This is a genomic window from Streptomyces sp. NPDC037242 (genome assembly GCF_055604165.1).
Window position 1 is genome coordinate 47,043 of record NZ_JBVJUY010000045.1, and the last position, 10,861, is coordinate 57,903.

Annotated in this window: 7 protein-coding genes; 5 read left to right on the top strand and 2 right to left on the bottom strand. The window is 74.6% G+C overall.

The features are described from left to right. Positions 1 to 16 precede the first annotated feature (16 nt). Together ACZ7GJ_RS35405 and ACZ7GJ_RS35410 are read left to right on the top strand one after the other, a co-directional pair. Positions 17 to 2,167: a serine/threonine-protein kinase gene (locus tag ACZ7GJ_RS35405; RefSeq protein WP_470757713.1), complete on the top strand. Its 2,151-nt coding sequence runs from the start codon at positions 17 to 19 to the stop codon at positions 2,165 to 2,167. After that, positions 2,164 to 3,735: a phytoene desaturase family protein gene (locus tag ACZ7GJ_RS35410; protein WP_470757715.1), complete on the top strand. Its 1,572-nt coding sequence runs from the start codon at positions 2,164 to 2,166 to the stop codon at positions 3,733 to 3,735. The genes ACZ7GJ_RS35405 and ACZ7GJ_RS35410 overlap by 4 nt, the downstream gene beginning before the upstream one ends. Positions 3,736 to 3,752: 17 nt before the next feature. On the opposite strand, the gene ACZ7GJ_RS35415 is transcribed toward ACZ7GJ_RS35410, so the two are convergent. Both ACZ7GJ_RS35415 and ACZ7GJ_RS35420 read right to left on the bottom strand, forming a co-directional pair. Next, positions 3,753 to 4,199 (bottom strand): nitroreductase family deazaflavin-dependent oxidoreductase, encoded by a 447-nt coding sequence (locus tag ACZ7GJ_RS35415; RefSeq protein ID WP_470757717.1) that lies wholly within the window; start codon positions 4,197 to 4,199, stop codon positions 3,753 to 3,755. Positions 4,200 to 4,285: 86 nt separating this feature from the next. Further along, positions 4,286 to 6,013, bottom strand: coding sequence for a serine hydrolase domain-containing protein (locus ACZ7GJ_RS35420; RefSeq protein ID WP_470757719.1), 1,728 nt, complete (start codon positions 6,011 to 6,013; stop codon positions 4,286 to 4,288). A gap of 929 nt (positions 6,014 to 6,942) precedes the next feature. Here ACZ7GJ_RS35420 and ACZ7GJ_RS35425 point away from each other — a divergent pair. The 3 genes from ACZ7GJ_RS35425 to ACZ7GJ_RS35435 all read left to right on the top strand — a co-directional run bounded on the left by ACZ7GJ_RS35425 (position 6,943) and on the right by ACZ7GJ_RS35435 (position 10,748). Then, complete coding sequence (locus tag ACZ7GJ_RS35425; protein WP_470757721.1) at positions 6,943 to 8,049, top strand: NAD(P)H-dependent flavin oxidoreductase; 1,107 nt, start codon at positions 6,943 to 6,945, stop codon at positions 8,047 to 8,049. Between the two features lie 14 nt (positions 8,050 to 8,063). Beyond that, positions 8,064 to 9,614: an acyl-CoA synthetase gene (locus ACZ7GJ_RS35430; RefSeq protein WP_470757723.1), complete on the top strand. Its 1,551-nt coding sequence runs from the start codon at positions 8,064 to 8,066 to the stop codon at positions 9,612 to 9,614. A gap of 219 nt (positions 9,615 to 9,833) precedes the next feature. After that, a complete protein-coding gene (locus tag ACZ7GJ_RS35435; protein WP_470757725.1) occupies positions 9,834 to 10,748 on the top strand; it encodes a hypothetical protein in 915 nt (304 codons plus the stop codon). Positions 10,749 to 10,861 lie beyond the last annotated feature (113 nt).

Genomic DNA, 10,861 nt, shown 5'->3' on the forward strand with positions numbered 1-10,861 from the left:
GGGGCGACTTCAAGACATGGCGGAGTCCAGACTGATCCAGGGCCGGTACCGGTCGCTCGATCTGATCGGTCGCGGCGGCATGGGCGAGGTGTGGCGGGCCCGGGACGAGTCGCTCGGCCGGCAGGTCGCCGTCAAATGCCTCAAGCCCGTCGGGCACGATCAGGACGCCCACTTCACCCAGGTCCTGCGCGAACGCTTCCGCCGCGAGGCCCGCGTCGCGGCCTCCCTCCAGCACCGCGGTGTCACCGTCGTCCACGACTTCGGCGACGACAGCGCCTCCGGCGGCCCCCTCTACCTCGTCATGGAGCTCCTGGAGGGCCGCAACCTCAGCCAGCTCCTGGAGGACAACGAAACGCGCCCGCTCCCCGTGGACGTGGTCGTCGACATCGCCGAGCAGATGGCCGCCGCCCTCGGCTACACGCACGACCAGGGCGTGGTCCACCGTGACCTGAAACCGGCCAACATCATGCGGCTCACCGACGGCACGGTGAAGATCTGCGACTTCGGCATCGCCCGCCTCGCCCACGACATCGGCTTCACCGCCAAGCTCACCGGCGGTGGCATGGCCATGGGCACCCCGCACTACATGTCGCCGGAGCAGATCGCCGGCGGCGAGGTCGACCACCGCAGCGACCTCTACTCCCTCGGCTGCGTGCTGTACGAGATCGCCACCGGAGCCCCGCCCTTCGACCTCGGCGACTCCTGGTCGGTACTCGTCGGCCACCGGGACACCGCGCCCGTGCCGCCGCGCGAGCACCGCTCGGAGCTGCCCGGCTACTTCGACGAGATGGTCCTGGAACTGCTCGCCAAGCGCCCCGAGGACCGCCCCGGCGACGCCCGCCACCTGCACCGGCGGCTCGTCGAGGCCAGGCTCGGCCCGGGCGGGATGCCCGGCCCCCTGGCCCCGCTGCCCGAGTGGGCCCGCGGCATGACCGCGGGACGCAAGGCCGGCATCGACGCCCGCCCCGCGAGCGGGGAGTGGGCCGTGCTCACCGGCTCCTGGACCGCGGCCCGGCCGAGCGGGGCGCAGCGCGTCGCGCAGCCCGCCCCCGCCGAGGACCCGCGCCTGACCACCGCGTACGGGGTCCCGCGCGGGCCGGGCTCCGCGGCGCCCACCGTGGCGTCCGGTGCGGGTGGGCCGGGTGCGGGTGCGTCCGGCGCGGGCGGGTTCGGCTCCGCCCCGGCCGGCGCCGATCCGACCGGCGCCGCCGCCGCGCTCGCCGCCGGCCACACGCGGGCCTTCGCCCTCAGCCGCGCCGGCCGCCCCGAGGAGGCGCTGGCCGAGTACACGGCCGTGGCCGAGGGGCGCGCCCGGGTGCTCGGCCCGGACCACGCCGACACCCTCGCCGCGCGCCAGGAGGCGGCGTACGAGACGGCCAGGCTCGGCCGCCACCAGGAGGCGTACCAGACCTACCGCGCGGTGCTCGCCGCCCGGGAGCGCACCGCGGGCCCGCGCCACCCCGACACGCTGCGCTGCCGCCACAACGTGGCCTGCGCGCTCGGCGCCCTCGGCCGGTTCGGCGAGGCGCACCGCACCGCGGCCGAGGTCGCCGTCGACCGGGCGGCCGTCCTGGGAGCGGAGCACGCGGACACCCTGCTGACCCGCTACGAAGTGGCGTACGCGCTCGGCCGGCTGGAGCGCTGGGAGGAGGCCCTCGACGGCTTCCGGGACGTCGCCGCGATCCGGGAGCGGGTGCTCGGCCGCGACCATCCGGACACCCTGGCCGCGCGGTACGAGGTCGGCATCGCCCTCGGCCGCACCGGGCGCAGCGCGCAGGCCCTCGACCTGTTCCGGGCCCTGGTCCGCGACCGCACCCGGGCGTACGGGGCCGCCGACGCGGAGACGCTGCGCGCCCGGCACGTCCTCGGCGTCAACCTGGGCCGGCTGGAGCGCTGGGAGGAAGCGGTCGCCGAGGCCCGGGAGGTCGGCGCGGCGCGCGCCAAGGTGCTCGGCGCCGAACACCCCGACACCCTGGCCAGCCGCCGCGAACTCGCCGTCGGACTCGGCCGGCTGGGGCGATGGGAGGAGGCGCTGCCGGTCTACCGGGAGCTCTCCGGCATCCGCGAGCGGGCCCTCGGCGACGAGCACCCCGACACGGCGCTGGCCCACGCCGACGAGGCGTACTGTCTGGAACGGCTTGGGCAGGTGTGTTACCAAGAGCCATGACGACCTCGCGGGGCTTCGGACGTGACGTGTACGACGATGTGATCGTGGGGGGCGGACACAACGGCCTGGTCGCCGCCGCCTACCTGGCCCGGGCGGGCCGCTCGGTCCTGGTCCTCGAACGGCTCGGGCACACCGGCGGAGCCGCGGTCTCCACCCGCCCCTTCGCGGGCGTCGACGCCCGGCTCTCGCGCTACTCCTACCTCGTCTCGCTGCTCCCGGCGAAGATCGTGCGCGACCTCGGGCTCGAATTCGCCGTGCGGGCCCGCACGGTCTCCTCGTACACCCCTGTGGAACGCGGCGGCCGGGCCGGCGGACTGCTCGTGGGCGGCGGCGAGGCGCGCACCCGGGAGTCCTTCGCCCGTCTCACCGGCTCGGACCGGGAGTACGAGAGCTGGCGCGCCTTCTACGGGACGACCGGCCGGGTCGCGCGCAACGTCTTCCCCACCCTGACCGAGCCGCTGCCCACCCGCCAGGAGCTACGGGCCCGGGTCGACGACGAGGCGGCCTGGCGGATGCTCTTCGAGGAGCCGCTGGGGCAGGCGGTGGAGCGGACCTTCGCCGACGACCTGGTCCGGGGCGTAGTCCTCACCGACGGGCTGATCGGCACCTTCGCCGACGCGCACGACCCCGGACTCGCGCAGAACCGGTGCTTCCTCTACCACGTCATCGGCGGCGGGACCGGGGACTGGAACGTCCCGGTCGGCGGCATGGGCGCGCTGACGGATGCCCTGGCGGCCGCGGCCCGGGCCGCCGGGGCGGAGATCGCCACCGGGCACGAGGCGCTGCGGATCGACACGGACGGCACCACCCCGGCCGAGGTGACCTTCCGTACGGCGACGGGGGAGGGGCGGGTGGTCGGGCGCACCGTGCTGGTCAACGCCTCGCCGCGGGCGCTGGCCGAACTCCTCGGGGAGGAGGCGGCGCCGTCCCCGGTCGAAGGGGCCCAGCTGAAGGTCAACATGCTGCTGCGGCGGCTGCCCCGGCTGCGGGACGCGGCCGTGGACCCGCACGAGGCCTTCGGCGGCACCTTCCACATCGCGGAGGGCTACGAGCAGCTCGCGCGGGCCTACGCCGAGGCCGCCACCGGCGAACTCCCCTCCGTACCGCCCTCGGAGATCTACTGCCACTCGCTGACGGACCGCACGATCCTCGGCCCCGAACTGGCGGAGCAGGGCTACCAGACGCTCACGCTCTTCGGACTGCACACGCCGGCCCGGCTGTTCGCGCACGACAACCAGGGGGCGAGGGAGGTGCTGCTGACCGCCACCCTCGCCCAGCTCGACGCGCACCTGGCCGAGCCGATCACCGACTGCCTGGCCTTCGACGCCGACGGCCGCCCCTGCATCGAGGCGAAGACCCCGCTCGACCTGGAGCGCGAGCTGCGGCTGCCCGGCGGGCACATCTTCCACCGGGACCTGTCCTGGCCCTACGGGGACCAGGACACGGGCCGGTGGGGCGTGGAGACCGCGCACCGCAACGTCCTGCTGTGCGGCGCCGGCGCGGTGCGCGGCGGCGGCGTCAGCGGGGTCCCCGGGCACAACGCGGCGATGGCGGTGCTGGGGCGCTGACGCGCTGTGTCCGCCAGCTACGCGTGGGGCTCGATGACCACGATCGGGATCTCGCGGTCGGTCTTGCTCTGGTACTCGTCGTACGCGGGCCAGTGGCCGACCATCAGCGGCCAGTACTCGGCGCGCTCGGCGGACGTCGCCGTACGGGCCGTGGCCTGGAGGATCTCGGGGCCGACCTGGATGCGGACCTCGGGGTGCGCGCTCAGGTTGCGGTACCAGAGCGGGTCCTCGGGGGCGCCGCCCTTGGAGGCGACGATGAAGTAGCGCCCCTTGTCCTCACCGTAGATGAGCGGGGTCCGGACGGGCTTCCCGGAGACGCGCCCCAGGGTGGTCAGGAGCAGGGTCTGGGTGTCCCGCCAGAACTGCCCTTCGGTGCCGCCCGAGTTGACGTAGAGCTCGACGTGGTCGAGAGTCCAGCCCGGCTTCGGGTCGATGGGGTTGTCCCAGTCGATGTCGGTGGTCATGTGCCGAACCTGCCTTCGGTGTGTTGAAAGGTAAACAAACCTCACCAACGATCGACAACACCGCGGGACACGCTTTTATGCCGCCGCTAGTCCGCAGAGCGGGTCCAGCCGGTGGCCTCGATGCGGGCGGCGTCGGCGGGGCGGTCCTCGGCGAACAGGAGGCGGGCCGGTTCCGCCACGCGTACGACGTCGACGTAGCTTCCCCGCCCCACGTAGCGGCCCGTCGAGGAGTGCCGGAAGCGGAGGCGGACCTCGCGGCCGGCCCAGTCGGCGAGCGGGGCCTCCAGACGGTGCCAGATGCGGCCGGACCATCCGGAGACGGAGCCGAGTGGCCACTGCTCCGCGGCGCCGCCGGTGGTGCGCACGGTGCTGAACGGCAGCGGCTGCCAGGTCTCCCCGTCGGGTGACGCCTCCAGGTGGAGCGCGCCCTCGCCGGGCACCGTGTCCCACCACACCGCGCAGCGCAGCCGGGCGGCGGGCCCGGCCGGGGTGAGCGGGGGCAGGGTGAGGGTGCCGCTGCCGCCGACGTCCATGCCGGAGTACCAGGCCGGGCCGCCGTGCCTCGTACGGACCGGGACGGCCCGGGCGAAGCGGTTGCCGACGGCGACGCGGGGCGCGCTGCCGGCGCGCCAGGTCCGTACGGGGTGGACGGAGTTCCCGAGCAGGATCAGGAAGGAGTCGGTGGAGGGGTCCAGTACGAGGGAGGTGCCGGTGAATCCGGTGTGGCCGGCGGAGTGCGGGGTGGCCATCGCGCCCATGTACCAGTGCTGGTAGAGCTCGAAGCCGAGGCCGTGGTCGTCGCCGGGGAACGCGGTGTTGTAGTCGGTGAAGAGCAGTTCCACGGAGGCGGGGCGCAGGATGCGCTTGCCGGCGTAGACGCCGCCGTCGAGGAGGGCGCGGGCGAGGACGGCCAGGTCCCAGGCGGTGCCGAAGACGCCGGCGTGGCCGGCGACCCCGCCGAGGGCGTAGGCGTTCTCGTCGTGGACCTCGCCCCAGACCAGTCCGCGGTCCAGGCCGGACCAGGGCGGTCGCTGTACCTCGGTGGCGGCGGTGACGCGGCGCCATGAGAGCGGTGGGTTGAAACGAGTGCGGTGCATCCCTAGCGGAGCGGTGATCTCGTCGTGGAGCAGGACATCCAAAGTGTGGCCGGTGATCCGTTCCAGGAGCAGTTGGAGCGCGATGAGATTGAGGTCGGAGTACCGGTACACGGTCCCGGGAACCTCCTGGGGTTTCACCGACCACAGCAGCCTCAACCGACCCTCGCGGGTGGGCTCCTGGTAGAAGGGCGCCCAGGAGCGCAGTCCCGAGGTGTGCGTGAGCAGTTGCCGGACCGTGACGGCCTCCTTGCCGCCTCCGACGAACTCCGGCAGGTAGCGGCACACCGGAGCCTCCAGCTCCAGCCGGCCCCGCTCCATCTGCTGCACCGCCAGCAGGGAGGTGAACAGCTTGGTCAGCGAGGCCAGGTCGAAGACCGTGTCCTCGGCCATCGCGATCCGCTCCGCCGCGGGGAACTCCCGGACCCGGTCGGTCCGCCCGTCGTAGTCCGCGTACCGCACGGCTTCGCCCATGGCGCGGTGCAGGGCGACGGTCCGGCCCCGCCCGGCGAGGACCACGGCGCCCGCGTAGTAGGGGTGTTCGGGGGAGGGGCCGAGGAACCGCCGGGCCTCGTCCGCCACCCCCTCCAGGTGCTTCTCCAGCAGCCCGGCCCGGCGCGCGGACCCGTACCGCAGGCGCAGCCCCTGAAGCGCACGCCGCTCGGCCGGGTTCCCCGCGGCCCCGGCGCTCCCGGGCAGCGCGGTATGCAGCACAAGCACCCCGCCAAGCGCAAGCAACCGCGCCCCAAGCCGCCGCCTACTCAACCCGCCACTCGCCCGCGCATCCGCATCCGCATCCGCATCCGCATCCGCATCCGCGTTTGCTCCCGCTCCCGCTCCCGCGTCTGCCTCTGCGTCCGCTCCCGCGTCCGCCCCTGCGTCTGCGCCCGCGCCCGCACCCGCCCCTGCGTCTGTGTCTGTGTCTGCGCCCGCCCCCGCACCCGCGTCCGCCCGTGCACCCACGCCCGTGCCCACGTCCGCACCCGCATCTGCACCCGTGCCCGCGCCTGCCTCCGGACCCGCGCCCGCGCCCGCTCCCGCGCCCGCGCCCGCTCCCGCGCCCGCGTCCGCGTCCGGCCCCGCGCCCGCGTCCGCCCGTGCACCCACGCCCGTGCCCACGTCCGCACCCGCATCTGCACCCGTGCCCGCGCCTGCCTCCGGACCCGCGCCCGCGCCCGGACCCGCGCCCGCGCCCGGACCCGTGCCCGCGCCCGGACCCGCCCCCGTGTTCGCACCCTCGCCCGCGTAAGCGACCGCGCCCGCCCGCGCACCTGCACCCGTGCCCGCGGCCGCACCCGTCGAGCCTTCGGCGCCCGCGCCCGCGCCCGCACCCGCCCGCGCACGCGTGCTCGCACCCGCCGATCCCTCGGCGGCCGCGGCTGCCGAGGGATCGGCCCCCGTGACTGCTTGCATCTCCGGCCCTCCTGTTCGAGTCGGCACGCGGCGCGGTTTCCCGGGGCTGCGCTCCGGGCCCCGTTGCTCGCCTACCGGCGGGGCCGGCACGCGCGTCCGGGCGTCGACTGCGCCGCACGTTAGTGGGTATCTGCCCGCCCCAGAGGCGGGCCCCGCACCGAGCGGCCCGTAAAGAATCTGACACTGCATCAGAAAATCTCTTCCCTCGAATGCAGGGCTGCGGCATCCTGCCGCCCATGGAGACGGAGCTGAGCAAGAAACTGGGAGTCGAGCACGCCATCTTCGGCTTCACGCCCTTCCCGGCGGTCGCCGCTGCCATCACCCGCGCGGGCGGTTTCGGGGTACTCGGCGCGGTGCGCTACACCGCCCCCGACGACCTCAAGCGCGACCTCGACTGGATGCAGGAGCACACCGACGGCAAGCCCTACGGCCTCGATGTCGTCATGCCCGCCAAGAAGGCCGTCGACGGCATCAGCGAGGCCGACATCGAGGCCATGATCCCGGCCGCGCACCGCGACTTCGTCCGCGACACCCTCGCCAAGCACCACGTGCCCGAGCTCGCCGAGGGCGAGGCCTCCGGCTGGCGGATCACCGGCTGGATGGAGCAGGTCGCCCGCAACCAGCTCGACGTCGCCTTCGACTACCCCATCAAACTCCTGGCGAACGCCCTCGGTTCCCCGCCCGCCGACGTCATCGCGCGCGCCCACGACCACGGCGTCCTCGTCGCCGCCCTCGCCGGCAGCGCCAAGCACGCCCGCCGCCACGCAGAAGCCGGCATCGACATCGTCGTCGCCCAGGGCTACGAGGCCGGCGGCCACACCGGCGACATCGCCACCATGGTCCTGGTCCCCGAGATCGCCGAGGCCGTCGCCCCGCTCCCCGTCCTCGCCGCCGGCGGCATCGGCAGCGGCGAGCAGATCGCCGCCGGACTCGCCCTCGGAGCCCAGGGCGCCTGGCTCGGATCCCTCTGGCTCACCACCACCGAGGCCGACCTCCACTCCCGCGCCCTCACCGAGAAGCTCCTCGCCGCCGGCTCCGGCGACACCGTCCGCTCCCGCGCCCTCACCGGCAAGCCCGCCCGCCAGTTGCGCACCGAGTGGACCGACGCCTGGGACGACCCGGAGGGGCCCGGCGCCCTCCCCATGCCCCTGCAGGGCCTGCTCGTCGCCGAGGCCGTCTCCCGGATCCAGAAGTACGAGGTCCAGCCGCTGCTCGGCACGCCCGTCGGCCAGATCGTCGGCCGGATGAACACCGAACGCAGCGTCCAGGCCGTCTTTGACGACCTCACCAGCGGGTTCGAGCGAGCCATCGACCGCATCACCCGTATCGCCGGCCGGGCCTGAGAGGCGTGAACACGATGACCGAACGACCCAACGGATTCTGGGCGCAGGCCACCGCCGACCCCGGGCGCACCGTCCTGGTCACCCCCGAGGGCGAGGAGTGGAGCGCGGGCCGCCTCCACGCCGACGTCAACCGCCTCGTCCACGGCCTGCGCGCCGCCGGACTGGAGCAGGGCGACGTCTTCGCCGTCGTCCTCCCCAACGGCGTGGAGTTCTTCACCGCCTACCTCGCCGCCGCGCAGGCGGGCTTCTACCTCGTCCCCGTCAACCACCACCTCGTCGGCCCCGAGATCGCCTGGATCGTCGCCGACTCCGGAGCCAAGGTCCTCATCGCCCACGAGCGGTTCGGCGAAGCGGCCGCCGCCGCGGCCGACGAGGCCGGCCTGGCCGCGAGCCACCGCTACGCCGTCGGCGCCGTCGCGGGCTTCCGTGCGTACGGCGAACTCCTCGACGGGCAGCCCGGAACGGCCCCCGAGGGGCGCACCCTCGGCTGGGTCATGAACTACACCTCCGGCACCACGGGCCGGCCGCGCGGCATCCGCCGCCCGCTGCCCGGCAAGCTCCCGGAGGAGACGTACCTCGGCGGCTTCCTCGGCATCTTCGGCATCCGCCCCTTCGACGACAACGTCCACCTGGTCTGCTCGCCGCTCTACCACACGGCCGTCCTGCAGTTCGCGGGCGCCGCCCTGCACATCGGCCACCCGCTCGTGCTGATGGACAAGTGGACCCCGCAGGAGATGCTGCGCCTGATCGACGATCACGCGTGTACCCACACCCACATGGTGCCGACGCAGTTCCACCGGCTGCTCGCGCTCCCACAGGAGACCAAGGACGCGTACGACGTCTCCTCCATGCGGCACGCCATCCACGGCGCCGCGCCCTGCCCGGACCACGTCAAGCGGGCGATGATCGACTGGTGGGGCGGCTGCGTGGAGGAGTACTACGCGGCGAGCGAGGGCGGCGGTGCCTTCGCGACGGCCGAGGACTGGCTCAAGAAGCCGGGAACCGTCGGCAAGGCCTGGCCGATCAGCGAGCTGGCCGTCTTCGACGACGACGGCAACCGGCTGCCGCCCGGTGAACTGGGCACCGTCTACATCAAGATGAACACCGGCGGCTTCAGCTACCACAAGGACGAGGGCAAGACGAAGAAGAACCGCATCGGCGACTTCTTCACCGTCGGCGACCTCGGACTGATGGACGAGGAGGGGTACCTCTTCCTGCGCGACCGCAAGATCGACATGATCATCTCGGGCGGGGTCAACATCTACCCGGCCGAGATCGAGTCGGCCCTGCTCACCCATCCGGCCGTCGCCGACGCCGCCGCCTTCGGCATCCCGCACCCTTCCTGGGGCGAGGAGGTCAAGGCGGTCATCGAGCCCGCGGAGGGCTTCGAGGCGGGTGACGCGCTCGCCGCGGAGATCCTCCACCACTGCGAGCGGCAGCTGGCCGGCTACAAGCGGCCCAAGACGGTGGACTTCATAGGGACGATGCCGCGCGACCCCAACGGCAAGCTGTACAAGCGCAGGCTCCGCGACCCGTACTGGGAGGGCCACGAGCGCGCCATGTGACACGGGGCCGCCCGCCCGCGGTGGGTCGCCGCGGTGGGCCGCCCGCGGTGGGCCGGGCGGCCCAACCTGGCGGGCCGGTCGGGTTATCCCCGGCCGCGCCTGTCGGGTGTTGGTGCCCGAGCCTCGGTGAGATGTGCGGCGGACCGACGCGGTCCGCTCCCTGTCCGACCTCACCGAACTTCCCGTCGGCCGTCGCGGCCGGGGGGAGCTAAGGAAGACATGTACGCGAGCACCACTCCCCGCCGCAGGCGCCGGGCCCTGGCCGTCGCGGCGCTCACCGCGGCGGCCGTCACGGCCCAGCTGGCCGGCGTGTCCCAGGCCGCCCCGGCCGACGGCGACCGCACCGGCGCGATCCGCACCGGCGTCAACCTGATGGAACCCCCGCCGGGCGAGTACGACGGCCCCCCGCCCGGTGAGCACGACGGACCCCCGCCGCACGAGGGCGAGGACCCGTACCAGCCGAAGCCGAAGCCGCACGGCGTCCCGCACGGTGTGCAGGAGTTCACCAACGACGGCTCGTTCGTACCCCCGCCCGGCGTCACCTCGGTGTTCGTCCAGGCGTGGGGCGCTGGCGGCGGCGGTGGCGGCGGTGGCGGCGGCCACGCCGGCAGCGCGGGCGGTGTGGGCGGTCCCGGTGGCGGTGGCGGTGGCGGTGGCTTCGCCTGGTGCTCGGTGCCGGTGAAGCCGGGCAAGAGCTACACCGTCGTCCTCGGCGACCACGGAGCCCTGGGCGGCGGCGGCGCCGCCGGGAACTACGGCGTCAACGGCGGCAACGGCGGCAACGGCACCGGAGGCCGGGACGGCACGGCGACGACCCTCGCCTCGGCCGGGGGCGACGTGGTGGTCAACGCCGGCGGCGGCACGGGTGGCGGCGGCGGTGGCGGCGGCCTGGCGTCCGGCATCGGCACGGCCGGCACGCCCGGCGACGGCGGAACCGCCACCTGCCGCACCGGCGGTGTCACCCGGACCGGCCTGGACGCCGACGGGTCCACCGGCGGCGGTGTGGTCGACGGCATCGTCGCCACCCCGGCCGGGACCGTCATCGGCGGCAACGGCGGCCCGGGCGGCGGCATCGCAGCGGCCGGCCAGCCCGGCACGGTCGGCGGCGACGGATTCCTCGTCGTCTTCTGGTAGCCCCGGCCCCGGCACCCGCCGGGCCCGGGGGGGGGGGGGGGGGGGGGGGGGGGGGGGGGGGGGGGGGGGGGGGGGGGGGGGGGGGGGGGGGGGGGGGGGGGGGGGGGGGGGGG

Coding starts and splice junctions, on each gene's coding strand:
- ACZ7GJ_RS35405 (WP_470757713.1), top strand. CDS start 17: ATGGCGGAGTCCAGACTGATCCAGGGCCGGTACCGGTCGCTCGATCTG.
- ACZ7GJ_RS35415 (WP_470757717.1), bottom strand. CDS start 4,199: ATGACCACCGACATCGACTGGGACAACCCCATCGACCCGAAGCCGGGC.
- ACZ7GJ_RS35425 (WP_470757721.1), top strand. CDS start 6,943: ATGGAGACGGAGCTGAGCAAGAAACTGGGAGTCGAGCACGCCATCTTC.
- ACZ7GJ_RS35410 (WP_470757715.1), top strand. CDS start 2,164: ATGACGACCTCGCGGGGCTTCGGACGTGACGTGTACGACGATGTGATC.
- ACZ7GJ_RS35430 (WP_470757723.1), top strand. CDS start 8,064: ATGACCGAACGACCCAACGGATTCTGGGCGCAGGCCACCGCCGACCCC.
- ACZ7GJ_RS35435 (WP_470757725.1), top strand. CDS start 9,834: ATGTACGCGAGCACCACTCCCCGCCGCAGGCGCCGGGCCCTGGCCGTC.